The organism is Inquilinus sp. OTU3971, assembly GCF_038440215.1.
In genome coordinates this window covers 1-26,808 of the sequence record NZ_JASATH010000066.1, presented here as the reverse complement: position 1 = coordinate 26,808, position 26,808 = coordinate 1, and the positions used below count along the sequence as shown (strand labels likewise).

The 26,808-nt window shown below is 70.2% G+C and carries 18 protein-coding genes and 1 pseudogene; 8 read left to right on the top strand and 11 right to left on the bottom strand.

What is annotated here, in order from left to right; genetic code table 11:
* Positions 1-127 precede the first annotated feature (127 nt).
* The 5 genes from AAHM41_RS17905 to AAHM41_RS17885 all read right to left on the bottom strand — a co-directional run bounded on the left by AAHM41_RS17905 (position 128) and on the right by AAHM41_RS17885 (position 10,441).
* Positions 128-2,779, bottom strand: a complete 2,652-nt coding sequence (locus AAHM41_RS17905) for a beta strand repeat-containing protein (protein WP_342237924.1) — start codon at positions 2,777-2,779, stop codon at positions 128-130.
* Positions 2,780-3,069: 290 nt separating this feature from the next.
* Positions 3,070-5,934, bottom strand: a complete 2,865-nt coding sequence (locus tag AAHM41_RS17900) for a beta strand repeat-containing protein (protein WP_342237923.1) — start codon at positions 5,932-5,934, stop codon at positions 3,070-3,072.
* A 187-nt stretch (positions 5,935-6,121) separates the two neighbouring features.
* A complete protein-coding gene (locus tag AAHM41_RS17895; RefSeq protein WP_342237922.1) occupies positions 6,122-7,366 on the bottom strand; it encodes a glycerate kinase type-2 family protein in 1,245 nt (414 codons plus the stop codon).
* Positions 7,367-7,665: 299 nt separating this feature from the next.
* Positions 7,666-9,270: a calcium-binding protein gene (locus AAHM41_RS17890; RefSeq protein ID WP_342237921.1), complete on the bottom strand. Its 1,605-nt coding sequence runs from the start codon at positions 9,268-9,270 to the stop codon at positions 7,666-7,668.
* Positions 9,271-9,352: 82 nt separating this feature from the next.
* Complete coding sequence (locus AAHM41_RS17885) at positions 9,353-10,441, bottom strand: hypothetical protein (protein WP_342237920.1); 1,089 nt, start codon at positions 10,439-10,441, stop codon at positions 9,353-9,355.
* 98 nt (positions 10,442-10,539) lie between these two features.
* On the opposite strand from AAHM41_RS17885, the gene purN reads away from it, so the two are divergent.
* The 3 genes from purN (at position 10,540) to AAHM41_RS17870 (ending at position 13,432) form a co-directional block, all read left to right on the top strand.
* Positions 10,540-11,424, top strand: a complete 885-nt coding sequence (gene purN, locus AAHM41_RS17880; protein WP_342237919.1) for a phosphoribosylglycinamide formyltransferase — start codon at positions 10,540-10,542, stop codon at positions 11,422-11,424.
* Positions 11,307-12,254 (top strand): DMT family transporter, encoded by a 948-nt coding sequence (locus AAHM41_RS17875; RefSeq protein ID WP_342237918.1) that lies wholly within the window; start codon positions 11,307-11,309, stop codon positions 12,252-12,254. The genes purN and AAHM41_RS17875 overlap by 118 nt, the downstream gene beginning before the upstream one ends.
* 77 nt (positions 12,255-12,331) lie before the next feature.
* A complete protein-coding gene (locus AAHM41_RS17870; RefSeq protein WP_342237917.1) occupies positions 12,332-13,432 on the top strand; it encodes a lipase family protein in 1,101 nt (366 codons plus the stop codon).
* Between the two features lie 114 nt (positions 13,433-13,546).
* Here the strand turns inward: AAHM41_RS17870 and AAHM41_RS17865 are convergent, their stop codons facing one another.
* From AAHM41_RS17865 to AAHM41_RS17855, 3 genes are all read right to left on the bottom strand, one after another.
* Positions 13,547-14,524: an L-carnitine dehydrogenase gene (locus tag AAHM41_RS17865; protein ID WP_342237916.1), complete on the bottom strand. Its 978-nt coding sequence runs from the start codon at positions 14,522-14,524 to the stop codon at positions 13,547-13,549.
* Positions 14,514-15,437, bottom strand: a complete 924-nt coding sequence (locus tag AAHM41_RS17860; RefSeq protein WP_342237915.1) for a 3-keto-5-aminohexanoate cleavage protein — start codon at positions 15,435-15,437, stop codon at positions 14,514-14,516. The genes AAHM41_RS17865 and AAHM41_RS17860 overlap by 11 nt, the downstream gene beginning before the upstream one ends.
* A 107-nt stretch (positions 15,438-15,544) precedes the next feature.
* A complete protein-coding gene (locus tag AAHM41_RS17855) occupies positions 15,545-16,501 on the bottom strand; it encodes a GlxA family transcriptional regulator (RefSeq protein ID WP_342237914.1) in 957 nt (318 codons plus the stop codon).
* Between the two features lie 158 nt (positions 16,502-16,659).
* On the opposite strand from AAHM41_RS17855, the pseudogene AAHM41_RS40635 reads away from it, so the two are divergent.
* A pseudogene (locus tag AAHM41_RS40635) lies at positions 16,660-17,205 on the top strand (VanW family protein); the annotation flags it as partial.
* A 331-nt stretch (positions 17,206-17,536) separates the two neighbouring features.
* Positions 17,537-18,421 carry a glycosyltransferase gene (locus tag AAHM41_RS17845; RefSeq protein WP_342237912.1) on the top strand — a complete coding sequence of 295 codons (885 nt, stop codon included), beginning with the start codon at positions 17,537-17,539 and terminating at the stop codon, positions 18,419-18,421.
* On the opposite strand, the gene AAHM41_RS17840 is transcribed toward AAHM41_RS17845, so the two are convergent.
* Together AAHM41_RS17840 and AAHM41_RS17835 are read right to left on the bottom strand one after the other, a co-directional pair.
* Positions 18,394-19,131, bottom strand: a complete 738-nt coding sequence (locus tag AAHM41_RS17840) for a creatininase family protein (RefSeq protein ID WP_342237911.1) — start codon at positions 19,129-19,131, stop codon at positions 18,394-18,396. The genes AAHM41_RS17845 and AAHM41_RS17840 overlap by 28 nt on opposite strands.
* 129 nt (positions 19,132-19,260) lie before the next feature.
* Positions 19,261-20,868, bottom strand: coding sequence for a gamma-glutamyltransferase family protein (locus AAHM41_RS17835; protein WP_342237910.1), 1,608 nt, complete (start codon positions 20,866-20,868; stop codon positions 19,261-19,263).
* Between the two features lie 273 nt (positions 20,869-21,141).
* Here AAHM41_RS17835 and AAHM41_RS17830 point away from each other — a divergent pair, with 273 nt between their 5' ends.
* Both AAHM41_RS17830 and AAHM41_RS17825 read left to right on the top strand, forming a co-directional pair.
* A complete protein-coding gene (locus AAHM41_RS17830) occupies positions 21,142-22,296 on the top strand; it encodes a porin (protein WP_342237909.1) in 1,155 nt (384 codons plus the stop codon).
* Positions 22,297-22,411: 115 nt separating this feature from the next.
* Positions 22,412-23,302 carry a DUF72 domain-containing protein gene (locus AAHM41_RS17825; RefSeq protein ID WP_342237908.1) on the top strand — a complete coding sequence of 297 codons (891 nt, stop codon included), beginning with the start codon at positions 22,412-22,414 and terminating at the stop codon, positions 23,300-23,302.
* A 13-nt stretch (positions 23,303-23,315) separates the two neighbouring features.
* Here the strand turns inward: AAHM41_RS17825 and AAHM41_RS17820 are convergent, their stop codons facing one another.
* Positions 23,316-24,362, bottom strand: a complete 1,047-nt coding sequence (locus AAHM41_RS17820) for a LysR family transcriptional regulator (protein ID WP_342237907.1) — start codon at positions 24,360-24,362, stop codon at positions 23,316-23,318.
* A gap of 547 nt (positions 24,363-24,909) precedes the next feature.
* Here AAHM41_RS17820 and AAHM41_RS17815 point away from each other — a divergent pair.
* On the top strand, positions 24,910-26,502 hold the full coding sequence (locus AAHM41_RS17815) for an ATP-binding protein (RefSeq protein WP_342237906.1): 1,593 nt from the start codon (positions 24,910-24,912) through the stop codon (positions 26,500-26,502).
* The last annotated feature ends 306 nt before the right edge of the window (positions 26,503-26,808 follow it).

The window sequence follows — 26,808 nt, the reverse complement described above, 5'->3', positions numbered from 1 at the left end:
CCTTTCCCATGATTGCCCGGATACTGTTCGGTCGCACGGGCGTGCCCGTTTCGCTTCGGACACGCCTCCAGCTTCGCGCAGGATGGGGAGAGAGGAGCCGCTCAGCCGGCGGCGCCTCCGGCAAGGCTCAAAGCACGAAATCCGACGCGGTGAGGGGGTGGTCGGAATAGACGTTGATGGCGAAGTCCGGCAGCTTGTCGCCGGTCGCGTCGACATAGACCACCTGGATCCCCCCAGCCACCACCACCCGCAGCTCGCCGGCCGTGCCGTTGTAGGCGCCCGTGCCGAAGGTGAAGGCGGTGTCGCCATTCCCGCCATTGCCGTCGGCGTCGATCGCCGCCAGGTCGATCCTGTCGCCGGTCGTGAAGTCGGTGATGGTGTCCTTGCCGAAACCCGAGGCCGCGCTGTCGGACAGGGCGGTGTAGACGAAGCTGTCGTCGCCGGCGCCGCCTTTGAGCACGTCGCCGCCGCCACCCCCGATGAGCACGTCGTTGCCGGCCATGCCCCACAGCGTGTTGGCATTGGCACCCCCGGTCAGCGTGTCGACGAAGCCAGAACCCAGCACCTGCTCGATGCTGCTGAACGTGTCGCCCGCGGCGTCGCCGCCTGAGGCCGCGCCGGTCGCCAGGTTGACCGTCACCCCGGCGGCGGAGCTAGCGTAGCTGGCCGTGTCGATGCCGGACCCACCGATCAGCGTATCGCCCCCGGCCGCGCCTTCGAGGAGGTCGTTGCCGTCGCCACCGTCGAGGCTGTCGTTGCCGGCGCCGCCCAAGAGCACGTCGTTCCCGGCATCGCCGAAGACCTGGTCGTTTTCGCTGCCGGCATCGATGGAATCATCGTTGTTGCCGCCATGGATAGTGTCGACCCCGGCACCGCCGACCAGGCGGTCGGCTCCATCGCCGCCATCGAGGTTGTCGTTGCCGGCCTCGCCGGCGAGCGCGTCGTCGCCGCCATTGCCGACGATGGTGTCGTTGCCGAGCTCGCCGCCGATGATGTTGCGCGCGTTGTTGCCGGTCAGCTGATCGTCCTGGCTCGACCCGTACACGTTCTCGATGCTGGTCAGCGTGTCGCCTTGAGCGTCGCCGCCGGAGACGATACCGGTCAGCAGGTTGACCGAAACCCCCACGGCCGAGCCCTGGTAATTGGCGAAGTCCGAGCCGTTGCCGCCGTTGAGGACATCGGTCCCCGCCCCGCCGCGGAGCGTGTCGTCGCCATCGCCGCCGGTCAGCGCATTGGCGGCACCGTCGCCGTAGAGATGGTCGGCCTGGGCCGAGCCGATCACGTTCTCGATGCCTGTCAGCGTGTCGCCCTGGGCGTCGCCGCCGACGCCATTTCCCGCCACCAGGTCGACCGTCACCCCGGCGGCCGAGGCGGCGTAGTCGGCGGTGTCGGTGCCGGCGGCGCCGGAGATCTGGTCCGCCCCGGCGCCCCCGGTGAGCCCGTCGTTGCCGAAGCCGCCGAGGAGGATGTCGTCGCCGACCAGCCCGTCGATGGTGTCGTTGCCGTCGGAGCCGATCATGCGGTCGGCCCCGGCTCCGGCCACCAGCGAGACCCGGAACACGTCGAAGCCGGTGCCGTTGCCTTCGGCGCCCACGCCGGTGTCGGTCGCCTGCGTCTGAAAGGTGACGTAGTGCCCGTCGGCCGAGATCGACGGCGTGTTCGACAGGTCGTTCAGCTCCGTCCCGTCCATGGCGACGGACAGGCGCGTCACATTCCCGGTCACCGTGTCCTTCAGGAAGATGTCGCGGAGGTCGTTGGTGTCGCTCTGCACCAGGTTGCTGGCGAGGCTGAAGAAGACGACGTAGCGCCCGTCGGCCGAGATCACCGCCTGGCCCGAGAGGTCGTTGCTCTGGCTGCCGTCGCCGGCGGTGGAGACCCGGGTGGTGGTGTTGGTCTGCAGGTCGCGGACGAAGATGTCGGTGGCGCCGTTGGTGTCGCCGACGACCAGGTTGGTCGCGTCGCTCTGGAACACGACATAGCGGCCATTGCCGGAGATCGAGGCCCCGGAGGACGCAGCGTCACCCGACCCGCCGCCGGTGGAGGCCGAGACCAGGGTGGTGGTGCCGGCGGCGATGTCGCGGACGAAGATGTCGGTGATGGCGCCGTTGGTGTCGGTCGCGACCAGGTTGCTGGCGGTGCTGACGAAGGAGACGCGGTTGCCGTCGTCGGACAGGCGGGCGACCAGAGAGTTGCCGTTCGCCTGCGTCTCGTCATCCGCCACCGAGACGCGGGTGACCGCGCCGGTCGACAGGTTCTTGACGAAGACGTCGCTGAAGCCGTTGCTGTCGCCGCCGACCAGGTTGTTGGCGGTGCTCTGGAAGCCGATGAAGGCGCCGTTGCCGGTGACATCGACATTCTGCGACGCGCCGTTCGCCTCGCCGCCGACGGAGGTGGTCGAGACCCGGGTGGTGATGCCGGTCAGCGTGTCCCGCATGAAGATGTCGAGGGCGGCGTTGCCGTCGCCGCCGATCAGGTTGGTCGCGGTGCTGTTGAAGAACACGTAGCGGGCGTCATCGGTGATCGCGGCAACGCTGGAGACGTTGTTGCCCTGCGTGCCGCCGGTCGCGGTCGAGAGCAGCGTGGTGGTGCCGGTCTGCGTGTCGCGCAGGAAGACGTCGAAGAAGCCATTGACGTCGCCGCCGACCAGGTTGGTCGCGGTGCTCTGGAAGATCACATAGCGGCCATCGGCCGACATCGCGCCGCCGGTGGCGACGTTGTTGGCGCTGGTGCCGCCGCTGTCGACTGAAATCCGGGTGAGCGAGCTGGCATTGACGGTCATGCGAAAAGCCTCCCCATCGATTCTGCTGACGATGGCGGCCCTTGGCCGGGAAAAACGCCACCGGGAAAATCAGAAGCAAAACAGAGTTATACGAACAACAGTCATACGAGTAATGGACGTGGGTTCACACGCCGGGCCTCAGCGTTCTACACGCCCCCACCGCCTCCGGCAATCGCGGCACACTTGTCTCAAACCCGCCGGAACGGGGCCGACGAGCCCTCCTCGACGAGGAATTCGGCGTCCGAGACGCGGGAGGCGCAGCCCGGCGGCGCCTCCCGCATGACCTTCGATCAGAGCACCATGTCCGCCGCGGTCAGGGCGTGGTCGGCATAGACCACGATGATCGAATCCGGACTCTTGTCGCCGTTGACGTCGAGATAGACGCCCTGGCGGCCATCGCCGAAATCCACCACCCGCAGTTCGCCTGCGACGCCGGTGAAGCCGCCAGGGCCGAAGCTGAAGGCGGTGTCGCCATTGGCGGTGGCGCCGTCCGCGTCGATCGCCGACAGGTCGATCTTGTCGTCGGTCGTGAAGTCGGCGACGGTGTCCTTGCCCGCGGCCGCCACGGTGCTGTCGGCCACGCTGGTATAGACGAAGCTGTCGTTGCCGGCGCCGCCCTTCAGGAAATCGGCACCCAGGCCGCCGGTGATCACGTCGTCGCCATTGCCGCCCCACAGGGTGTTGGCCGCGGCGTCGCCGGTCAGCCGGTCCCCCTGGTTCGAGCCCAGCACCTGTTCGATGCTGTTGAACGTGTCGCCCGCGGCGTCGCCGCCCGAGACCGCGCCGGTGGCCAGGTTCACCGTCACCCCGGCCGCGGAGGCCACGTAGCTGACCGTGTCGATGCCGTTGCCACCATTCAGCGCGTCGGCGCCGGCACCGCCGACGAGGATATCGTTGCCGTCCTGCCCCCACAGGCTGTTGGCGCCGGCGTCCCCGGTTAGCTTGTCGGCGTAGGCCGAGCCGATCACCTGCTCGATGCCGTTGAACGTGTCGCCCTGGGCGTCGCCGCCCGAGGCCGTGCCCAGGGCCAGGTTCACCGTCACCCCGGCGCCGGAGCCGGTATAGGTGGCCGCGTCGATGCCGGCACCGCCGATCAGCACGTCGGCCCCGGCCCCCCCTTCCAGGAAATCGTTGCCGTCGCCGCCGTCGAGCTGGTCGTCGCCGGTGTTGCCGCCGAGGCTGTCAATGCCGGCATCGCCGAAGACGACATCGTTCCCGTCGCCGGCATCGGCGGAATCATTGTCGTTGCCGCCATGGATGATATCGACCCCATCGAGCCCGATCAGCCGGTCGTTGCCGTCGCCGCCGTCGAGGGTGTCGTTGCCACCCTCCCCGACCAGGGTGTCTGCGCCGCCATTGCCGACGAGCGTGTCATTGCCAAGATCGCCGCGGAGGGTATTCCCGACGTTGTTGCCGGTCAGCAGGTCGTCGAAGATCGACCCGTACAGGGTCTCGATGCCGGTCAGCGTGTCGCCCTGGGCGTCGCCGCCCGAACCGGTGCCGGCCAGCAGGTCGACCGTCACCGCCGCGGCCGAGAGCTGGTAGCTGGCGTGGTCCGAACCGGCGCCGCCGTCCAGGATATCGGCCCCGGCTCCGCCCCAGAGCGCGTCGTTGCCCGCCCCGCCTGTCAGCCGATTGGCGGCGCTGTCGCCGTACAGCCCGTCCGCCAGGGCCGAGCCGGTCATGTTCTCGATCGAGGTCAGCGTGTCGCCCTGGGCGTCGCCGCCGGTGGCGTTGCCGGATTTCAGGCTCACCGTCACCGCCGCGGCCGAGCCCGAATAATCCGCCGTGTCAGACCCGTCGCCGCCGAACAGCCGGTCCGCCCCGGCGCCGCCGATCAGCGTGTCGTCGCCCAAGCCCCCGGTGAGGATGTCGTCGCCCGCAAGCCCGTCCGTGGTCTCGCCGGCATCGGAGCCGATCATGTGGTCGGCCCCGGCCGTGGCGCGGAGCGAGACCCGGAACACATCGAAACGGCCATTCGTGTCGGTGCCGAGGTCCAGGTTGGTCGCGCCCGAATGGAACACGACGGCGCTGCCGTCGGCCGAGATCCTCGGCGAGTAGCTTGCGGCGGTCGCCGCCGAGCCGTCGGGCGCCGCGGCGAGATACGTCACCGTGCCGGTCAGCATGTCGCGGACGTAGACGTTGTAGCCAGCGGCGACGGGGCCTGCCACGAGGTTCGTCGCGGCGCTGATGAACACGACGTAGCGGCCATCGGCCGAGATGTCGGCATTGGCCGATCTGGAGTTGGCTTCCACCCCGGTGCTGGAAACGGAGACGCGGACCGTGGTGTCGGTCTGCAGGTCGCGCAGGAAGATGTCGCCTGCTCCGTTGGTGTCGCCCGCCACCAGGTTGGTGGCGTCGCTCTGGAACACGACGTAGCGGCCGTTGCCGGAGATCACGGACAGGGATGATTCGTCGTTCGCCTGGGTCCCGTCGGTGGCGACCGAGACGCGTTCGGTGGTTCCGGCCGCGACGTCGCGGACAAAGATGTCGGCGACCCCGTTGGTGTCGTCCGCAACCAGATTGGTGGCATAGCCGACGAAGCTGGCGCGCTGGCCGTCGCCGGAGATATCGCCGTAGATCGACCGGCCGTTGGCCTGGGATTCGTCGTCGGCGACCGAGACGCGGGTCGTCGTCCCCGTCTGCAGGTCGCGGGTGAAGATCTCTTCGACGCCGTTGGTGTCGCCGGTGACGAGATTGCTTGCAAAGCTGTTGAACACGACGGTGCGGCCATCGGCCGAGATATCGGCCTCCAGGGATGACGAATTGGCCTCCCCTCCCCCGGTGGCGACCGAGACGCGCGTGGAGGTGCCGGTCTGGACATCCCGCACGAAGATATCGAGGCTGCCGTTGGTATCGCCGGCGATCAGGTCGTTGGCCACGCTTCCGAAGACGACGTAGCGTCCGTCGCCGGAGATCGCCGCCCCGGACGAGTTGTTCGAGGCGTCACCATTGCCGGTGTCCACCGAGACCCGCGTCGTCGTGCCGGTCTGGGTGTCGTGCAGGAAGATGTCCCGCTTCGCGTTGCCATCGTCGCCGACCAAATTGGTCGCGACGCTCTCGAACACGACATAGCGGCCATCGCCAGAGAGCGCCCCGAACTGGGAGTTGTTGTCGCCTTGTATGTCGCCGGTACCGACCGAGACTCGCGTCATGATTTCCATCCCTCTCGAAAGCAACGAAGAAGACGGCCCGGCTTTCCAAATCTTCTTCAGTCAGCGAAATAAAAATACAAGTAAATACCATCCCCCCCGAGCCATGTGTTTTGTACACGCGGCCTCGGTTCTCAGCAATCGATCGCAGTTTCGTTTCAGCCGCGCGGCACGCCACCGCATCCAGGCGCTACCGCACCAGGATGGCGCGGAAATCGTTGACGTTGGTCAGGGTCGGCCCGGTCACCACCAGCCGGTCGAGCGCCGCGAAATAGCTGTAGGCGTCGTTGTCGGCCAGGAACTCGGTCGCCACCAGCCCCTGCGCCTTGCCCTGGGCCAGCGTCGCCGCATCGGCCCAGGCGCCGGCATTGTCCTCCGACCCGTCGATGCCGTCAGTGTCGCAAGCGATGGCGGAAATGCCGGGCCGGCCCTGCAGTTGGATCGCCAGGGCCAGCAGGAACTCGACGTTGCGGCCGCCCCTTCCCTGCCCCTTCACGGTCACCGTGGTCTCGCCGCCGGACAAGAGCACGCAGGGCCGCGCCGCCGGCTGACCATGCCGCAGCGCCTGCTCGGCGATGCCGGCCAGGACGCGGCCGACCTCGCGCGCCTCGCCCTCCAGCGCGTCGCCCAGGATCACCGGCGCCAGGCCCAGCTCCCGCGCCTTTGCCGCCGCCGCCTCCAGCGCCATCTGCGGCGTCGCCAGCATGTGCAGATCGGCAGCGGGCAGCGCGGCCGGCGCGGCGTTGGCGCGGATCGCCCGCTCCACCGCCTCCGGCACCGCGATCTCGTAGCGGCGCAGGATGGCCAGCGCGGTCTCCGGATCGGCGCCGCCGGCGACGGTGGGGCCGGAGCCGATCACGCCCGGCTCGTCGCCCGGCACGTCGGAGATCAGGTAGGTGACCACCCGCGCCGGCGCCGCGGCCGCGGCCAGGCGTCCGCCCTTGATCGCGGACATCGCCTTGCGCACCGCGTTCATCTCCTGGATCGGCGCGCCGGAACGCAGCAGCGCCTTGTTCACCGCCTGCTTGTCGGCCAGCGTCAGCCCCTCGGCCGGCAGCGACAGCAGGGCCGAGGCGCCGCCCGAGATCAGGCACACCACCAGGTCTTCGGGCCCGGCGGCGCGGGCGAGGTCGAGGATGCGCCGGGCGGCGGCGCTGCCGGCGGCGTCCGGCACCGGATGCGCGGCCTCGACCACCTCGATCCGGTCGGTCGGCGTGCCGTGGCCGTAGCGGGTGACGACCAACCCCTCGCAGGGATGCGGCCACAGCGTCTCGAAGGCCCGGGCCATCCGCGCCGCGCCCTTGCCGGCGCCGAGCACGATGGTGCGGCCCTGTGGCGGCTCCGGCAGCAGATGCTGCATCCGCGTCTCCGGATAGGCGGCGCTGAGCGCGGCCTGGAACAGGGCCTCGAGGACGGCGCGATCGGACGCGGACATGGCCTTCTCTCTGGATACGGCTGCAGCGGCCCATCGAAGGCGAGGACCGGCGGCGGTTCAAGCGCGAATCGCAGGCGGGCGGCGGCGGGCGGTTCCATGCAGCGGAAAAGTTGGGATCGCGGACGCGAATCCAGCATCGGCCGGTCGCGCGCCGGGTCCGCCGCGCGAACCCAGCCGATGAATTCCGGGAGCCTCAGAGCGGAACGAATTGAGGCCGGGTCAGGGTCTGACAGGATGTCGAACATCGCGCAGCGAGACCGAGTTGAGACAAGGCCTGGCCCGGCCTCGACGGTTGGGCGCTACAGCACGAAGTCGGCGGCGACGAAGCCGATGGCGCCGGTGAGCTGGATGTGGAAATCGGAGACGCCGTCGCCATTGATGTCCCCGGCGATGGTGGTGACACCAGGGCTGGTGATGACGGCGCGCAGTTGGCCGGCATGATGGGTGAAGGCGCCGCTGCCGATGAAGGTGAAGGCCTGGTTGCCGGCGGCGCCGGTGTTGGCGTCGATCGCCGACAGGTCGACCCGGTCGCCTTGGGCATGGCTGAGATCGGTGATGCGGTCGGCCGCGCCGACCTTGCTATCAGAAGCCGCGGAGAAGACGAAGCGGTCGGCGCCGCCGCCGCCCCGCAGCACGTCCTGGCCGGCCCAGCCGTTCAGCGCATTGGCCAGGGCGTTGCCGGTGATCTGATCGGCGCCGGTCGACCCGTTCACGTTCTCGATGCCGACGAGGATGTCGCCCTGGGCGTCGCCGCCCGACCCGGTGCCGGTCGAGAGGTTGACCGTCACGCCGACCGAGCCGGTGTAGTAGCTGGCAGTGTCGGCGCCGGCGCCGCCGTCCAGGTGGTCGGCCCCGGCCCCGCCGCGGAGCACATCGTCGCCGCCCCAGCCGGACAGGGTGTTGGCGCCAGCGCTCCCGACCAAGCTGTCATTGCCCTGATTGCTGCCGCCAAGGCTCTCGACGCCGATCAGGGTGTCGCCCTGGGCGTCGCCGCCGCTGACAGTGCCAGTTGCGAGGTTGACCGTCACCCCGGCCGCACTGGTGTAATAGCTGGCGATGTCGCTGCCGGCGCCGCCGTCGAGCGTGTCGGCACCCGCCTTACCGCGGAGCACGTCGTCGCCGCCCCAACCAGCCAGGACGTTCGTGCCGGCGGTCCCAATCAGGATGTCCTTGCCCTGGCTGCCGGTGACATTCTCAATGTCGATCAAGGTGTCGCCTTGGGCGTCGCCGCCCATGCCGGTGCCGGCCGTCAGGTCGACCGTCACCCCGGCTGATGACGCCGAATAGTCCGCGATGTCGAAACCGGGGGCGCCGAACATGCGGTCGGCTCCGGCCCCGCCGTCCAACACGTCATCGCCATAGCCGCCATTCAGCGTGTCGGCGCCGGCAAGACCGAAGAGATGATTGTTGCTGGGATTTCCACCCCCTGCAGAGAGATCGTTGTCGAGGGCATTGCCTTTCAATGTGCCATGAAGAAATGACATCGATCCATTTTCGACATTGGCTGTGAGCGTATAGTTCGGGACATATACATAGACGCGGTCGATTCCCTGCCCTACACCTTCGACGATCAAATCTATATCACCAGGGACGTAATCATCATCATCACCGACGGAATATATGTCATCACCGGATCCGCCATAGAGCTCGTCCGCGCCGGCGAAACCCGCAATCTGATCATCGCCAGCCCCGCCGAACACCTTGTCGTTTCCGGCCTGACCCCACACGTAATCAGAACCACCCCCACCATGGACTATATCATTTCCGCCCCCGGCCAGAATCATATCGTCCATCGCTGTGGCAACGGCGCGATTGACGTAGCCGGAGGGAGCAACGAAACCGTCACCGGGTACATGAAAGAATTCGTTAGCGTCGGTTCCAGAAATTATTTGCGTTATCGGCATATTCCCCTCCAGGTTTATATTCTTGCAGATTGGTGAAAATTCATCAAAAAATCTACTGGATCTTTAACCTGCACACCCACTCCTACAGCCCGATGCGCTCCGCCTCGAAGGGCAGCGTCACGGCCGCGCCGCCGGCGATACACAGGTCGAGGCCGGCGGGGCCGTGGCTGATCGCCTCGACCCGGTCCCAGCCCGGCTCGGCCGGCACCGCCCCGAAGGCGTAGGCGATCTCGATCCGGCCCGCCGGATCCAGCGCGATCGCGGTCGGGTAGCCCTCGGCGGTCAGCGGGTTCGGCCCGGCCGAGGCGCGGTGGCCGAGATGCAGATACATGCAGCCCTCCTCGATCCCCAGCACATGCCGGTGCCGGCCGGAGAAGGGCGGATAGTCGCGACCGCCATTGCTCATCCACAGCATGGTGAAGGGCAGCCGGCGCGGGTCCTTCAGCCCGAAGAACACGAAGCCCTCGCGCGCCGCCAGCGCCGCCGACCAGCCGAGCGGCGAGGCCGGCGCCTCGGCCAGCAGCACGATGTCCTCATGGCTCTCGGTGAAGGGGTAGCGCGAGGCATCGACCGTGCGGCCATCAGCCAGGCGCACGGCCTCGAGTCCGGCGATGCGCTGAGGATAAGCCAGCACCGAGCGCCCCCGCGCGGCATCGGGCTCGACCGGGGTCGGCGGGGTGGTGCCGAAGGCCTTGGGCGAAAAGCTGAGGGCGGCCCCGCCGGGCGCCCGGATCATGGCGTGATGCGCCATCGGCAACGCCCCGGCGCCGCCCTCGAAGACATGGCGCTGATAGACGATCGGCTGGCCCTGGCGCAGCGTCACCGCCTTGCGCACGGTGGCGCCGAAGACCTTTTCCTGCAGCGTGAAGCGCGCGGTGACGCCGCCGGAATCCTGGTCGATGCCGTCGAGGTCCCAGTGGCCGTTGGCGGTCCAGCCATGGCCGGGCGCGCCGTCCAGGTCGCTGTCGGCGAAGGGGGCGCAGAAGAAGTCGCCGGCGAGGTTGCGCAGGCCGAGCGGGATATCGCCCGGCAGCGCCTCGCCGCTGTCGATCCAGGGCGCCCGGTGCAGCGGCCGGATCTCCCGCCCGTTCCAGCGCATCACGACATCGTGCAGATGCCCGCCCGCCGGGTTGAACACGACCTGCACCGCATCGACCGCGAACTCGATCATCGCAGCATCCTTCCCTCGATCCGCCAGCGACGGCATAGGCGATGCCGCCGAACTTCGCCACCCTTGCGGAGGGATTCGCATCGGGAAGAGGACGAGTCGTGAGCGGACCACTGAGGCTGGGCTTCCTGGCGTCGCATGCCGGGACGAGCATGCGGGCGATCGTCCAGGCCATCGCCGCCGGCATTCTGCCCACCGAGGCCCGCCTGGTGGTCAGCAACAATCGAGATGCACCGGCATTGCAGTTCGCGGACGCGGCCGGCATTCCCCGCCGGCACATCAGCGCCGGAACCGAGGGCAGCGAGCAGGCCGCCGATCTCGCCCTCTGCCGGGCCCTCCAGGACGCCGGCGCCGAGTGGCTGGTGCTGTCCGGCTATCTGCGCAAGGTCGGGCCGGTCACGCTCGACTGGTACCAAGGCCGGATCCTGAACATCCATCCCGCCCTGCTCCCGAAGTTCGGCGGCCGCGGCATGTACGGCCGCCGCGTGCACGAAGCCGTTCTGGCCGCGGGGGAAATCGTCAGCGGCATCACGGTCCACCTGGTCGACGGCGAATACGACCATGGCGCGATCGTCGCCCAGCACCAGGTGCCGGTCCTGCCGGGCGATACCGCCGACACGCTGCAGCAGCGGATCGCGGAGGCCGAGCCGGCCTTCTTCGTCGAGGTGCTGCGGGCCATCGCGCGGGACCAACGGCCGGTTCCATGGGCACGGTCGCCCGGCGTGCATGCCAGCCTTTCCGGCTTTCGCCACCCGTTTTCCGCCAACAGGCGTATGTCTGACCTACGGGGCAGGACGGGCAGCCCGCCGCCCCGGAGGGGATCGGAACGACCATGCGACTCTGGAGGCGCGGCGACGAGACTGTCCCGATGGCCCCTCTGCGTGCGCCGACGGCGCCTCCGGCCGCAGCCCCCCTTCCAACCGCCCCTGCCTCCGGCGCCGAGACGCCGCTGCTCGGCGTGCTGTGCTCGCTCCTCGCCAACCTGATGTTCGCGTCCAGCGACGCGCTGGTGAAGGGGCTGACGGCCAGCTATTCGATCTTCCAGATCATCCCGATGCAGGTCGCCTTCGCCTGCATCCCGATCCTGATCATGCTGCGCCGCGACGGCGGGCTCGGCCGGATGCGGGCGGCGCATCCGCGGCTGATCGTGCTGCGCGGCTTCCTGGCCGGGATCGGCACGATCTTCGGCTTCTATGCCTTCTCCGCCCTGCCCCTGGCCGATGTCTACGCCATCGCCTTCTGCACGCCGATGGTGGTGACGATCCTGTCGATCCCGATCCTGGGCGAGCAGGTGCGGGCCCATCGCTGGGCCGCGGTGGTGGTCGGCTTCCTGGGCATCCTGGTGATGGTGCGGCCGGGCTTCGAGACGCTGACGCTGGGGCACCTCTCGGCCCTGGGCTCGGTCTTCACCGGCGCCGGGGTGGTGCTGATCATGCGCAAGATCAGCCGCGACGAGCAGCGCGCCGTGATGGTGACGGCGGTGATGCTGGGGCTGCTGGTCACCAGCCTGCCGGTCGCGCTGTTCGTGTTCAAGCTGCCGGGCTGGTTCGACCTGCTGCGGGTCGGCGCCGCCGGCCTGCTGATGGGATCGGCCCAGTTCCTGGTGGTGCGGGCGCTGTCGCTGGCGCCGGCCAGCACCATCGCGCCGATGCAGTACACCATGATCGTCTGGGCCCTGGCCTATGGCAGCCTGTTCTTCGGCAACGCCGTCGAGCCCTTCGTCGTGCTCGGCGCCGGCATCGTCATCGCCTCCAGCCTGTACATCATGCACCGCGAGCGCATCCGCGGCCGGACCCTGCGGGCGCATGTGAAGTAGCTTTCAGAATATTATCTCTCTGCTATAATAATATTTGTCAGTTTCTCTAATTTTATTATTAATTCGAGGAATTCACCATGACCATTCCGACCGCAATGGTCGATGCCGCGAGCATCGGCCTGCTCCAGCTGTGCCAGATCTCCTATCTCGACCCCGCCGCCATCCCCGGCAGCTTCCCGCTGGCCTGGCCGGCACCGGGCGGCGGCAGCTGGTCGCTGGCCTGGGGGCCGGCGCAGGACCCGTCCCAGGCCAATCTCGTCTATGTCGCGGTCCGCAGCGAGGCGGGACAGGCCCTGTCCCTGGCCGTGGTCGTGCGCGGCACCGACTGGGACGTGCCGCTGATGGGGCTGTGGAACCAGATCGTCGAGGATCTCGACGCCGACAGCCAGCAGGCACCGCCCTGGACCGGCCCGACCGGCGTCCTCATCGCCGACGGCACCGCCGCCGCGCTGTCCCGGGTCGCCGGCCTGACCTCGGGTGGGCAGTCCCTGGTCGGCTTCCTGGCCGGCTTCTACGATGCCGCCGCGAACCGGCAGGTGCCGCTGCAGGTGACCGGGCACAGCCTGGGCGGCTGCGTCGCCACCGTGCTGGCCCCGTGGCTGCAGGCGCAGCTGGGGCAGCAGGGCCTGTCCCCTGCCATCGTGCCGACCACCTATGCCGGGCCGACCGCCGGCAACCAAGCCTTCGCCGACGCCTTCCGCAGCGCCTTCCCGACGGCGAGCTGCTACCGGAACACGCTCGACATCGTGCCCATGGCGATGGCCGACCTGGCCGAGATCCCGCTGATCTATGCGGAGGCCGGCCCCGGCCTGCTGCCGCCGGTCAGCATCGCTACCGCGATCCTCGGCTACGCGCTGTGGCTGTGGGACTGCGGCGCCTCCTATGCCGACATTCCGGACAGCCGGTCGCTGCCGGGCGACTGGCTGACGCCCGTTCCCGATTCCCCGCTGGGCCCCTGGCTCGACGAGGTGCTGCAGCAGCACGACACCAAGACCTATATGAAGCTGCTCGGCGGCGTGTCGGTGACGGAGGGCGAGGCGGTGCGGGTGCGGGCGCTGGCGACCGCGGTGGCGACCGAGCGCTGGCCACGGCAGCGCACCCTGTCGGGCGATCCGGCCTATGCGGCGCGGCTGAAGGCGGCCTTCACCAGGCTGCGGCGCCCGCTGATCCCGGGCTGAAAGGGCGCCCGGCCGGGGGAGGATCCGGCCGGGCGAAGTCAGGCGAACAACGGTCGGGGGCCCGCAACCGACCCGACCGCGCCATCCCCGCGGGCGCGGGGATCGGGCGGCGGCTCAGGCGGTGCCCGGCCGCGGGTCGTAGGTCGGGTGGCCGGTGTCGCGGTCGGCGGCCTCCAGCGCCTGCAGGATCCGGATGATGCGCTCGTCGCGCCAGCGCTCGATCTTTTTCACCGGCCAGCCGCCGGCCTGCTCGCGCGTGCCTTCGACCATGCGATCGATCAGGGTGTCGGTCAGCTTCGGCGCCACCAGCTTGGTCCAGGGCAGCTCCAGCGCCGGGCCGAACTGCTCCAGCATATGCCTCATGCCGCCCTCGCCGCCGGCGAGGTGGTAGGTCAGGTTGGTGCCCATGAAGGCCCAGCGGATGCCGGCGCCGAAGCAGATCGCCTCGTCGATCTCCTTGGTGGTGGCGATGCCGTCGGCCACCAGGTGCAGCGCCTCGCGCCACAGCGCCTCCAGCAGCCGGTCGGCGATGTAGCCGTCGATCTCGTTGCGGACATGCAGCGGCTTCATGCCGAGCGAGGCGTAGAAAGCCGACGCCGCCTGGATCGTCTCCGGCGCCGTCTGCTTGCCGCCGACCACCTCGACCAGCGGCAGCAGGTAGACCGGGTTGAAGGGATGGCCGATGACGATCCGCTCCGGATGCCGCGCGCCCTCCTGGATCTCACTGGGCAAGAGGCCCGAGGAGGAGGAGCCGAGGATGACGTCGGCCGGCGCGGCCGCCGCCATGGCGTGGTGCAGCTTGCGCTTGAGCTCGATCCGCTCCGGCGCGCTCTCCTGCACGAAATCGGCCACGGCCGCGACCGTCTCGGCCGAGCCGAGGACCGCCAGCCGGTCCGGGTCGGCGCCCTTGGCCAGGCCGATCCGGGTCAGGGCCGGCCAGGCATTGGCGACGGCATCGCGCAAGGCCTGCTCGCCGCTCGGCGATGGGTCCCAGGCGACGACATTCAGGCCGCGGGCCAGCGCCCGGGCGGCCCAGCCGCTTCCGATGACGCCGCCGCCGACGATGCCGAGGGTGCGGATCTCACGCGGCATGGGCCTGCCCCTTCAGCTTGAGGCCGAGATGGCTGCGCGCCTCGGCCGGGGTCATCACCTTCGACCCCATCGCCTCGATGATGGTCCGCGCCCGCTCGACCAGGCTGCCATTCGAGGCGTAGACGCCCTTGTCGAGATAGAGGTTGTCCTCGAGCCCGACCCGGACATGGCCGCCCAGCAGCACCGCCTGGGCGACGAAGGGCATCTGCAGCCGGCCGATGGCGAAGCCGGCCCAGACCGCGCCGTCCGGCAGCATGTCGCGCATCGCCAGCATCATCCGCGGGTCGGGCGGCGTGCCCCAGGGGATGCCGAGGCAGAGCTGGAACAGGGGCGGCGCGTCGAGCAGCCCCTCCTCCACCATTTTCCGCGCGAACCACAGGTTGCCGGTGTCGAAGATCTCGAGCTCCGGCTTCACGCCGAGCTCCTGGATCCGCTTCGCCTGCTTGCGCAGGATGTCGGGGGTGGAGACATAGACCAGCGAGCCGTCGCCGAAGTTCAGCGAGCCGCAATCGAGGGTGCAGATCTCCGGCAGCAGTTGCTCGACATGGGGCAGGCGGTCGATGCCGCCGACCAGGTCGGTGTCGGGGCCGAACTTCGTCGGGTTGTCCTGGGGACCGATCACCAAGTCGCCGCCCATGCCGGCGGTCAGGTTGATGATGATGTCGACGCCGGAGGAGCGGATACGGTCCACCACCTCGCGGTACAGCGCCGGGTCGCGGCTGGGCTTGCCGGTCTCGGGGTTGCGGACATGGATATGGGCCACGGTGGCGCCGGCCTTCGCCGCCTCCAGCGCCGCATCGGCGATCTGCTGCGGCGTTACCGGGATCGCCGGATGCTTGCCCACCGTGTCGCCGGCGCCGGTGACGGCGCAGGTCACGATCACCCGCCGGTTGATGTCAGTCTGCAGGGCCATTGCCGGCCACCTCCCCGTATTGCCGGCGCACCGGCCGCTGGGACGAGGCTACGCCCGGGCGCCCGCCCGGATCTTGATCGGGAGCGACAGCGGCTTGACGCTTTCCGCTAGGCGGCGGAGGCCCGGCGGTCGCGGCTGGGCGGCACGCCGAATTCGCGGCGGTAGCAGCGGCAGAAATGCTCGTAGCTGCCGAAGCCGCAGGCGACCGCGACCTCCAGCAGCGGGTCGTCGGAATACTGCACCATCGACCGCGCCCGCTGCAGCCGCAGCGACTGGTAGAAGCCCTGCGGCCCCTTGCCGAGATGATGGGCGAACAGCCGCTCGACCTGGCGCGGCGACATGTCGACAGTGCGGGCCAGGGCGGTGACCGCGATCGGGCTGGCGACGTTGCGCTCCATGATCTCGACCATCCGCGCCAGGCGGCTGTCGCGGATGTCGAGCTGGCGCGGCACCGACAGGCGCTGCCGGTCCTCGGCATGGCGCAGGGTGTTGTAGATGAACTGCTCCGACACCGCGGCCGCCAGCCGGGCGCCGTGGTCCATGCGGATGATCTGCAGCATCAGGTCGAGCGCGGCGGTGCCGCCGGCGCAGGTCAGGCGGCGGCGGTCGGCCTCGAACAGGCAGGCGCGGGCTTCGACCCGCGGGAACTGCTCGGCGAAGCCGTCCAGCGCCTCCCAATGCGCGGTGGCGCGGTAGCCGTCGAGCAGCCCGGCGGCGGCCAGCGCGAAGCAGCCGGTGTCGATGCCGCCGAGCACCGCGCCGGCGCGGTCGAGCCGGCGGAACCAGCGGATCAGCGCCGGGGTGACGGCTGCCAGCGGCTCGAAGGCGGCGCAGACGATCAGCATCGGCAGGTCGTCGGCGCTGCCGGCGATGGCATCGGCCGGCAGCGGCAGGCCGTTCGAGGCCGACACCGGCAAGCCATCGGCGGAGAAGATGGTCCAATGATAGACTTGGCGCCGCGACAGCCGGTTGGCGACGCGCAACGGCTCCAGCGCCGAGGCGAAGGCCATCATCGAGAACTGCGGCAGCAGCAGGATGCCGATGCGGCGGGGGGCGTCGGTCATGGCGGGCCCGATCGGAAGCGTCGCCTTTCATCAAGCCGGCGGGCCCGGACGTCAAGTCCGTCGCGCAGGACGCACCGCTCTGCCACCGGCGCGACATCGTCCGGCCATCTTCCGCTGTTCCACTACCCCTGTCGCCAGTGTCGGGAGCAGCAGCGAGAATGGCAGCGCCAGCGGATCACAAGGTCCCGTCGCGTTGGGACTCGCTGGTCTTCGGGATCAAGGCGGCCCTGCTGCGCCGCGGCCGGGCCCTGCGCGAGATCCGCCGCCGGCCGGCGCGCCATCCGCGGGCGGACGGGCTGCGCGATGCAGCCATCGTCGCCGAGATCCGCTCGCCGCTGTGGACCGGGGCGGGCGGGGCCGGCGAGCACGAGCTGACTGCCGGCAAGATCCACAATCTACGCCTCGCCCTGCGTGCCCTCGACGGCGTCGAGGTGCCGGCCGGCGCCGTGTTCAGCTTCTGGCGCCAGATCGGCCGCGCCACGCGCCGGCGCGGCTTCGTCGCCGGGCGCGAGCTGCGCGAGGGCTGCCTGGTCGCCAGCACCGGCGGCGGGCTGTGCCAGCTGTCGAACGGCCTGTACGAGGCGGCGCTGGCCGCCGGCTTCGAGATCGTCGAGCGCCACGCCCACAGCCGGCTGGTGCCGGGCTCGCGCGCCGCCGCCGGGCGCGACGCCACCGTATTCTGGAACTATGTCGACCTGCGCTTCCGCAGCCCCGCCGCCTTCCGCATCAAGGCGCGGCTGACCGGGACGGAGCTGGAGATCCGCTTCCGCTGCGCCGCCGCCCCGGCGGCCGGCATCGTCGTCCCCTTCCCGGTCCCGCGCGAAGCCGCCAATGACTGCGTCGGCTGCAGCCATGAGGACTGCAGCCATCTGCTGCCGAAGGGGGCCGAGATCACACGGCGGCCGACCGCCTGGCTGGTCGATGGAAGCTGGCCGGAATTCGCGGCGTTGCTGCGCGCCCAGGCCGGGCCGGAGGACAGACTGTTCCTGCCGATGCGCTGGCGCGCCCGCTACGCCTGGCCGGAGCTGCCGGGCGGTGAGAGCCGCGCCACCGTGGTCGCGCTGGCACGCGCCCGGGGCGCTGCGCCGCCTGCCGGCGGTGGGCGGCGCCCTGCCCAAGGCGATGCTGGGCTTCGACCGGCGCCTGGCCGAGGCCTATGCGCGCCGCCTGTCCTACCGGCACACCCATCTGGTGGTCGGCCAGGGGCTGCTGCCGCATCTCTGGCGCCTCGGCTGCCTGCAGGGCCGCAGCTTCGACGTGCTGATGGAGCGCTGGCCGCTGGCGGCGCTGCAGGCCCGGCTGGACCGGGCCTTGGCCCGCCATCCGGAGAGCCCGACTCTGGGCGATTTCCGGGCGCCGGAGGAGATCGTTTCGGCGGAGACCGAGGCGCTGGCTGCGGCCGCGCGCCTCTACACCCCGCATGGCGGCATCGCCGCGCGCTTCGCGGACCGGGCGGTGCATCTGGACTGGGCGCTGCCTGACGTCGCCGCGGCGCCACGGCCCGCGATCGGCGGCCGCGCCATCCTGTTCCCGGCCTCGGCCCTGGGCCGCAAGGGCGCCTATGCCTTGCGCGACGCGGTCAAGGGGCTGGACATCGACCTGGCCGTGACCGGCCGGGCGCGCGAGCAGGCCGGCCCGTTCTGGCGCAATGTCGCGGCGCGGCCGCTGCCCGCCGGCGCCTGGCCCGACCCGGTCGCCGCGGTGGTGCTGCCGGCGATCGTCGAGCACCAGCCGCGGGCGCTGCTGCGGGCCATGGCGCTGGGCATCCCGGTGATCGCCACCGCCGCCTGCGGCATCGACGCGGGGCCGGGCGTCACCCTGGTGCCGGAGGACGATGCCGCGGCCCTGCGCGAAGCGCTGTTGCTGGCCCTCGGCGACGCCCCGCACCGGGTTCAGACCTCTGCCAGGAACTCCGCATAGGTGCCGGAGATCGCGTCCACCGCCGCATCGTAGAACTGCTCGCCATGCTCCGGCGTCGCCAGGCCGGGGTTGGAGCCGATGCGGCCGTCCGGGAAGCGGCGGCGGTAGTCGACGGCGTCGTAGAACCGGCCCGAGGGCGCGATCGGCGGGTCCAGCTCGGCCGATTTGATGTGGTCGGGGAACAGGTGCTGGGTGACCGCCACCTCGCTGGCCGTGGCGTGGCTGCCCTCGGCCACGCCGTACAGCTCCTTCGACAGGCGCTGCACGGCCGCGTTGTCCCACCAGTTGACCAGGCGGCAGCGGATCGCCGGGCTGCCGAGCGCGCGACGCTCGGAGTAGATCTCGTAGAAGGCGGCCTGGATGGTGGCGATGTTGCCGCCATGGCCGTTGACGAACAGGAAGCGCTCGAAGCCGTGCTCGGCCAGCGCCATGACATAGTCGCGGATCACCAGCACCAGGGTCGATGGCTTCAGCGTCATGCTGCCGGGGAAGGTCATGTGGTGATGCGCCATGCCGACGCCGATGGTCGGGCCGATCACCGCCCCGGTCTTGTCGCCGACGCCGCGGGCGATGCCCTCGGCGCACAGCGCATCGGTGCCGATCAGCCCGTTCGGGCCGTGCTGCTCGGTCGAGCCGATCGGCATGATCGCGCCGCGCGAGGTCTTGAGATAGGCCTCGATCTCCGGCCAGGAGCTGAGCTGAAGCTGCATGGGTCCTCCGTTCGCTGGGGTCGCCTTGTCCAATCCGGCAACGGCCCAGGAGTTCCTTCAAATATGGGCGGCCGCCCGATCCCTTTCACTGTCATGCCCGGCAATGACGACAAAGGGAAAGGCCCGACCCTAGATCCCCAGCGCGCAGCCGTCCTTGCGGGGGTCGGAGCCGGCGATCAGCACGCCGCGCTCATGGTCGATCAGGATCGCCTGGCCGCCGCCCAGCGGCTCGTTCCGCCGGTCGACCGAGTGGCCGCGGCCGCCGAGATCCGCCGCCACGTCCTCGCCGACCCGGGTCTCGAGCTGCAGCACGCCGTCGAAGGCGAAGCTGCGCGGCAGGTCCAGCGCCGCCTGCGGGTCGAGGCCGCGGTCGATGATCGAGGACACGAACTGCGCCTGGCCGGCCGCCTGGTAGTGGCCGCCCATCACCCCGAACACGCCGGCGGTGCGGCCGCCGCGGCGCAGCAGGCCGGGGATGATGGTGTGCATCGGCCGCTTGCCCGGCCCGATCGCGTTCGGATGCCCCGGCTCGACCCGGAAGGACCGGCCGCGGCTGTGCAGCAGCACACCGGTCTCGGGGTCGAGCAGGCCGCTGCCGAAGCTGTCGAAGATCGAGTTGATGAAGGAGACGGCGTTGCCGTCGCGGTCGACGACGCAGAGATAGATGGTGTCGCGGTGCTCCGGCTCGGTCCACAGCGCCGGCCGGCCGGCGCGCTTCGGGTCGATCCGCCGGCGCAGCGTGCCCAGCACCGCCTCCGACAGCAGCGTCCGCGGGTCGTGCGGCAGGTGGTCGGGGTCGCAGATCAGCGCGTCGCGGTGGTGGTAGGCGATCTTGGTCGCCTCGGCGTGCAGATGGATGCGGTCGGCCTCCGGCATCTCCGCCGCCAGGTCGTGGCCGGAGAGCAGGCCGAGGATCATCAGCGCCGCCAGCCCCTGGCCGTTCGGCGGGCACTCCACCACCTCGGTGCCGTGATAGTCGAGCCGGATCGGGTCGACCCAGTTGGCGACCTCGCGGCCGGCGGCGAAATCGTCGAGCGTGTGCAGCCCGCCCTGGGCCTTCAGCAGGCGGACCAGCGATTCCGCCACCGCGCCCTCGTAGAAAGCGGCGGCGCCGCGGGCGGCGATGTCGCGCAGCCGGGCGCCGAGCAGCGGCTGGGCATGCCGGTCGCCGACCGCCGGGATCCGGCCGCCGGGCAGGAACACGGCGCGGCAGCCGGCGTCGCCGGCCAGGAAGCCGGCATCCTCGGCCCAGTCCCAGGCGACGCGCGGCGCCACCGGATAGCCCTCCTCCGCATACAGGATGGCGCGGGCGAACAGCCGGTCGAGCGGCAGCGACCCGTGCTCTTCATGCAGCCGGCACCAGGCCGAGATCGCGCCCGGCACCGTCACCGCATGCGGGCTGCGCTGCGGGATCGCCGTCAGGCCCTGGGCCGCCAGCGCCTCCGCCGAGGCCGCGCGCGGGGCGCGGCCGCTGCCGTTCAGCGCCAGCGCGTCGCGCCCGGCCGGGGCGTAGAGCACGAAGCAGTCGCCGCCGATGCCGGTCATATGGGCTTCGGCCACGCATTGCACCGCGACCGCGGCCAGCGCCGCGTCGACCGCGTTGCCGCCGTCCATCAGCACCTCGAGCCCCGCGGCCGAGGCCAGCGGATGCGAGGTGGCGATCGCCGCCTCGCCCGCGATCAGCGCCGAGCGCCCCGGCTGGCCGAAATCCCGCTGCATGTCCCGTGCCCTTTCCATTGGATCCGTCGTTGATATCCACGGCACGGTCCGCTTGGCAACCGGCCTGCGCGTCGTCGGCCGCTGTTCGGGGAATGCCGGACCGGCGCGCCCTGCATTTGCCCGCGCCGACATGCAGTGACGATTTTATGAAATTTGCCGGCAAGCAGCTTTTATGTCGGATCCGACGGTTGATTTCAAAACGAGGCGCTTCGTATAAGCCTCGCCGCTACAGAGAAGGGCTGCGAGTTCCATTTGGGGGGACGCGCGCCCGACACGCGAGGGGAAGTAAAAATGCGGAAGTTTTTGTTGCTCGGGGTGTGCCTTGCGGCCGCCACGGGAGGGACGAGTATTGCCCAGGCGGCGGATGCGAACGTCACCTCGGGCCTGTCGCTGAAGATCAGCGGCTGGATCGGCTTCATGGCCGGCCTGTCGCTCAGCAACACCGCCGACGACACCTTCGACCGCGACTATGACTTCGTGTCCAATGCGCGGCTGCAGTTCGACATCAAGAACGTCACCGATTCCGGCCTGGAATACGGCGCCCGCATCCGCATGAACAATGTCGACCGCCGCAACGACGTCACGATCGACCGCACCTATCTCTACCTGAAGGGCGGCTTCGGCACCGTCACCCTCGGCGACGCGCCCTATGCCATTGCCGATTTCGGCTACATCTATGCCCATGACACGCTGAACGGCAAGCTCGGCCTCGGCGCCGGCTGGGGCGACGGGCTGGACGGCAAGTTCAACCTGTTCGGCGGCTCCGACACCTTCTATGCCATCGATCCGAGCTACGGCATCGGCGGGCTGAACGGCAAGGACACCAAGGTCAAGTACACCTCGCCGAGCTTCTCCGGCTTCTCCTTCGGCGTCGACTTCACGCCGCTGGCCGGCGGCAACGGCCATGCCGGCAATGGCGGCCGCAACGACCTGTTCAACGACAGCAGCGCCCGCTACGAGAACATCGTCACCGCCGGCGTCCAGTACTCCGACACCTTCGACGGCACGACGGTGGTGGCGCGGGCCTCGGCCGGCACCGGCAACGGCGTCAGCGGCAACGACGACTACGAGGCCTACAGCCTCGGCGGCCAGATCGTGCATTCGAGCGGCTTCGCCGGCAGCGTCAACTGGGTGCATTTCGCCAGCACCTTCCGGGCGGACAAGGCGATCGACTCGATCACCGGCGACCTGTCCTATTACGGCGGCCCGTATGTCGTCTCGGTCGGCTACGCCTACACCACGGCGGAGAAGGGCAACGAGCTGGAGTCCTCCTTCACCGACGGCGCCGACCTGCAGGCCAACCACAGCGTCATCGGCTCGTTCCTGTACAACTTCGCGCCGGGCCTCAGCAGCTTCACCGAGCTGGCCTATGAGCGGAACGAGTTCCGCACCGGCCAGGACTACGAGGCGACCGCGCTGACCACCGGCGTCGTGCTCGCCTTCTGATCGAAGACCGACTTCCTAACCGACCGAGCGAGGGAGAGGGCGGCGCCAGGGGCCGCCCTCTCTGCTTTCGGGCACGGCATCGCGTCCCATGGCGTTTCCCTACCGGAGGAGCGCGATGGGCAGCGGGACCGGACAGGTGCGGATCGGGATCTCGGGCTGGACCTACCGGCCCTGGCGCGGCGTGTTCTATCCGAAGGGACTGCCGCAGACGCGCGAGCTGGCCTTCGCCGCCGGCACCTTCCCGACCATCGAGATCAACGGCACCTTCTACGGCAGCCAGCGGCCGGAGAGCTATGCCCGCTGGGCCGGGGAGACGCCGGACGGCTTCGTCTTCGCGGTCAAGGGGCCGCGCTTCATCACCCACACCCGCCGACTGCGCGAGGTGGAGACGCCGCTGGCCAATTTCCTGGCGTCGGGCCCGCTGCGGCTCGGGCCGAAGCTGGGGCCGATCCTGTGGCAATTCCCGCCCAGCTTCCGCTTCGACCCGGAGCGGATCGAGGCCTTCCTCAAACTGCTGCCGAAGGACACCGAGGCCGCGGCCGAGATGGCCCGCCGCCACGACGAGCGTTTCGCCGGCCGGGCCTGGACCAGGACCGACCGCAAGCGGCCGCTGCGCCACGCCCTGGAGATCCGCCACGACAGCTTCCTCGACCCCGCCTTCATCCGGCTGCTGCGCCGGCACAAGGTGGCGCTGGTCTGCGCCGACGCGGTGGACTGGCCGCGGCGCATGGACCTGACCGCCGGCTTCGTCTATTGCCGGCTGCACGGGTCGGAGCAGCTGTATGTCAGCGGCTATGGCGACAAGGCGCTCGACAGCTGGGCCGATCGCGTCGCCGCCTGGGCCGCCGGGCGCGAGCCGAAGGATGCCGAGCGGGTGATCGACAAGCCCGGGCCGAAGCGGGCCAGGCGCGACGTCTACGTCTATTTCGACAACGACGCCAAGGTGCGCGCGCCGGCCGACGCCCAGGGGCTGATCCGGCGGGTCGAGCACCGGCTCGGCGGCTGACCCGGCGGCATCGTCAGGAGGCCGCCCCGCTGCGCAACTCGATCGGGTCGGTGGACCGGCGGCCGCCCTGCACCGCCGCCAGCGCCGCCGCCGCGATCTCGGTGCGCAGCCAGCTGTGGTCCGGATCGCGATGGCGCCGTTCGTGCCAGATCAGCGCGACCTCGTAGGGCGGCAGCTCCAGTGGCGGGTCGACCACCGCCAGCGGCAGCATGGCGGCGACCCGGGTGGCGACGCGGTGCGGCACGGTCAGCACCAAATCGGTTTCCGCGATCATCGCCGGCGCCGTCAGCATGTTGGGGACCAGGATCGGGTCGCGGTCCGGCAGGTCCAGCTTGGCCAGCCCGTCATAGACCTGGCCGAAGCCGTCCTCGGAGCCCGAGGCGATCACGGCGTGGCGCAGGGTCGCGAAGCGCTCGATCGTCCAGTCCTGCGCCAGCGCCGGGTGGTCCTGCCGCATCAGGCAGGCGAAGCGGTCGGAGTACAGGCTGCGCCGGAAATAGCCGGGCGGGGTGTCGCCGATTTGCCCGACGGCGAGGTCGATCTCGCCCTGTTCGAGCCGCCGCAGCGCGCCGGCGAGGAGCGGGTCGGTGACGATGTCGAGCAGGGGCGCACGCTCGCGCAGCCGCGGCAGCAGGCGCGGCAGCAGCACCAGCGCCTGGTGGTCGGGCATCGCCATCGTCGCCTTCGACCGCCACTCCCCGGGGGCGAAGCTGCGGCTGGTCACGATCTCGCGAATCGCGCCCAGCACCGACGGCAGCAGCACGGCCAGACGCTCGCCGCGCGGCGTCGGCGCCAGGCCGGTCGAGGTGCGGACCAGGAGATCGTCGTTGAACATGCCGCGCAGCCTGGCCAGCGCCCGGCTCATCGCCGGCTGGCTCTGGCCGACATGCTGGGCGGCGTGGGTGACGTTGCGGTGCTCCAGCAGCGCTTCCAGCGCCACCAGGAGGTTCAGGTCGACCGAGGCCAGATTCATCGCCGGCCGCTGCGGCGCCGGATAACGGTCGCCGGTGATCAAGGCCTGTGGCGCCGAAGCCGTCGGCGCAAAAAAACCTTCAAGCATGCAGTCTTCCCTCTTCCAGGCAGGGAGCGGGCGAAGGACGGGCGTCTCTCTCGCTCGGCAGGAAAGCCCGGAAACCGTCACGATTTCCGGGTGAGGCGGGACGAAGGATCGAACCTCTATCGGCGGCGGTATCCGTCGGGGGCGAACATGATCTTATGCTCATTCTGTGAACAGATGCTCATTCCGAGACCGAGCAGGAGTCAAGCGCGGAGGTGAGCGGCTTCGTCGCCCGGGCCCGCGAATTGTCCGATGTTTCTTAGGCGGTTGGCGGGGGCCAAATCGGCCGCGACTGGTTCGCAACCCTTGCTGGCCGGCCGCATTGCCCGCTCGACCGCAGCACCGACCGGCGGCTTGCCGGCCTCCCGCGGATCCGGTTCCCGCATCACACTATCCATTATTGATATGGTTCTGCGGTCGGTCGGCGGGTCCGGGCACGCCGGGACCCTGACCTGCCCCATCGGGTTGCCCCCCGCCCGTCCGGTCGTGATAGACCATGCCCGGCCTCGCCCTCCCCGGAGGACGGGGCCGCAGTGTGTGCGGAGGGGTGATGACGGTTCAAATCGACATCGGAACGCTGTCCGACGGGGCATCGGCCATGATCGATCTCGAGGAACTGCTGGCGACGCGGCTGCTGGTGCAGGGCAATTCCGGCTCCGGCAAGTCGCATCTGCTGCGCCGCCTCTTGGAGCAGAGCGCGCCCTGGGTGCAGCAGGTGGTGGTCGACCCCGAGGGCGACTTCGTCAGCCTGGCCGACCGCTTCGGCCATATCGTGGTCGACGGCGACCGGTCCGACGAGGATTTGTACCGCATCGCCGGCCGGGTGCGGCAGCACCGCACCTCCGCCGTGCTGAACCTGGAGCGCTGCGACATCGACTCGCAGATGCGCGCCGCCGCCGCCTTCCTGAACGGGCTGTTCGACGCCGAGCGCGACCTCTGGTACCCGATCCTGGTGGTGGTCGACGAGGCCCAGCTGTTCGCCCCGGCCGCGGCCGGCGACGTGTCGGAGGAGGCGCGCAAGGCGACGCTGGGCGCCATGGCCAATCTGATGAGCCGCGGCCGCAAGCGCGGCCTGGCCGGGGTGATCGCCACCCAGCGCCTGGCCAAGCTGGCCAAGAACGTCGCGGCCGAGGCCTCGAACTTCCTGATGGGCCGCACCTTCCTCGACATCGACATGGCCCGCGCCGCCGACCTGCTGGGGCTGGAGCGGCGCCAGGCCGAGATGTTCCGCGACCTCGGCCGCGGCCGCTTCGTCGCCCTCGGGCCCGCCCTGTCGCGCCGGCCGATCGAGATCCGCATCGGCGCGGTCGAGACCGGCGCGCGCTCGACCAGCCCGAAGCTGCTGCCGATGCCCGAGACGCCGCCCGAGGATGTGCACGAGCTGATCTTCAAGGCGGTCGAGTCCGAGCCGCCGATGCCCCGGCCGACGCGGCCGCCGCCGCAGCCGCAGCAATCGACCGCCGAGCTGCTGGCCCAGCTGATCCGCAGCCGCCCCGACACCGCCCCGGCGGCGGAGGAGGAGCCGGACGCGATGACCCAGGCCGAGCGCGACGCCGCGATCGACGCGGTGCTGCGCGACCTGGTGGCGGCGGAGGATTCGGCCTTCCGCCCGATCGCGGTGCTGTACCAGGATTTCCTGGTGCGCTGCCGGATCCAGCGGGTCGGCAGCCGCAGCGCCCCGGCGCTGGACCTCGCCGGCTTCCGCGGCCGGCTGGCCGTGGCCCGGGCCGGGGTCGACACCGACACGGCGGAGAGCCCGGCCTGGCAGCACGCGACCGGCCTGGCGCGCGAGCTGCCGGAGGACATGCAGGGCATCTTCCTGCTGCTGGTCAAGGCGGCGATGGCGGGCGCCCCCTGCCCGTCCGACGCCACCATCGCCCGCGCCTACGGCACCCAGTCGGTCGGCCGCACCCGGCGCCTCCTGTCCTATATGGAGCAGCGCAGCTTCATCGTCTGCCGCACTGCCGGCCGCGGCGGCCACCGCATCGTGGCGCTGCCGGACCTCGGCTGCGAGACCGCGCCCGGCGACCCGAATGCGCGGGAGGAGGTGCCGGCGAGGACCGTTGTCGATCGCGACGCTGCCGCGGCCGGCGAGGATCGCGCCACGGCCGACGAGACCGAAGCGGTTCCGCCCCTCTCCTGAGAGGCCTATCGGATTCGCACATCTCATCCGCACTCTCGCCAAGCCTTGTTCGTTGCCTCTCCCGCTTGTGAGACCTTTTCAGAATGACTTCAGCTCTTCCGGCATAGAGTTTTTATCCTCCCCCTCCCCTCGCGGGAGGGGGTTGGGGGAGGGGGTCTCGCAGCTCGATCCGGTCTGGATCGTCGGCGAACCGGCACGAACGGCGAGCTCCGTTCACTGCCTATGCGCGCGCGGACGCGCGCAGACCCCTCCCCCTCCCCCCCCCCCCCCCGGGGGGGGGGGGGGGTTTTGTGGAAATAAAGGGGC

Coding starts and splice junctions, on each gene's coding strand:
- AAHM41_RS17835 (WP_342237910.1), bottom strand. CDS start 20,868: ATGGAAAGGGCACGGGACATGCAGCGGGATTTCGGCCAGCCGGGGCGC.
- AAHM41_RS17905 (WP_342237924.1), bottom strand. CDS start 2,779: ATGACCGTCAATGCCAGCTCGCTCACCCGGATTTCAGTCGACAGCGGC.
- AAHM41_RS17885 (WP_342237920.1), bottom strand. CDS start 10,441: ATGATCGAGTTCGCGGTCGATGCGGTGCAGGTCGTGTTCAACCCGGCG.
- AAHM41_RS17870 (WP_342237917.1), top strand. CDS start 12,332: ATGACCATTCCGACCGCAATGGTCGATGCCGCGAGCATCGGCCTGCTC.
- AAHM41_RS17825 (WP_342237908.1), top strand. CDS start 22,412: ATGGGCAGCGGGACCGGACAGGTGCGGATCGGGATCTCGGGCTGGACC.
- AAHM41_RS17820 (WP_342237907.1), bottom strand. CDS start 24,362: ATGCTTGAAGGTTTTTTTGCGCCGACGGCTTCGGCGCCACAGGCCTTG.
- AAHM41_RS17890 (WP_342237921.1), bottom strand. CDS start 9,270: ATGCCGATAACGCAAATAATTTCTGGAACCGACGCTAACGAATTCTTT.
- AAHM41_RS17895 (WP_342237922.1), bottom strand. CDS start 7,366: ATGTCCGCGTCCGATCGCGCCGTCCTCGAGGCCCTGTTCCAGGCCGCG.
- AAHM41_RS17900 (WP_342237923.1), bottom strand. CDS start 5,934: ATGACGCGAGTCTCGGTCGGTACCGGCGACATACAAGGCGACAACAAC.
- AAHM41_RS17840 (WP_342237911.1), bottom strand. CDS start 19,131: ATGCAGCTTCAGCTCAGCTCCTGGCCGGAGATCGAGGCCTATCTCAAG.
- AAHM41_RS17830 (WP_342237909.1), top strand. CDS start 21,142: ATGCGGAAGTTTTTGTTGCTCGGGGTGTGCCTTGCGGCCGCCACGGGA.
- AAHM41_RS17855 (WP_342237914.1), bottom strand. CDS start 16,501: ATGACCGACGCCCCCCGCCGCATCGGCATCCTGCTGCTGCCGCAGTTC.
- AAHM41_RS17875 (WP_342237918.1), top strand. CDS start 11,307: ATGGCCCCTCTGCGTGCGCCGACGGCGCCTCCGGCCGCAGCCCCCCTT.
- AAHM41_RS17815 (WP_342237906.1), top strand. CDS start 24,910: ATGACGGTTCAAATCGACATCGGAACGCTGTCCGACGGGGCATCGGCC.
- AAHM41_RS17860 (WP_342237915.1), bottom strand. CDS start 15,437: ATGGCCCTGCAGACTGACATCAACCGGCGGGTGATCGTGACCTGCGCC.
- AAHM41_RS17865 (WP_342237916.1), bottom strand. CDS start 14,524: ATGCCGCGTGAGATCCGCACCCTCGGCATCGTCGGCGGCGGCGTCATC.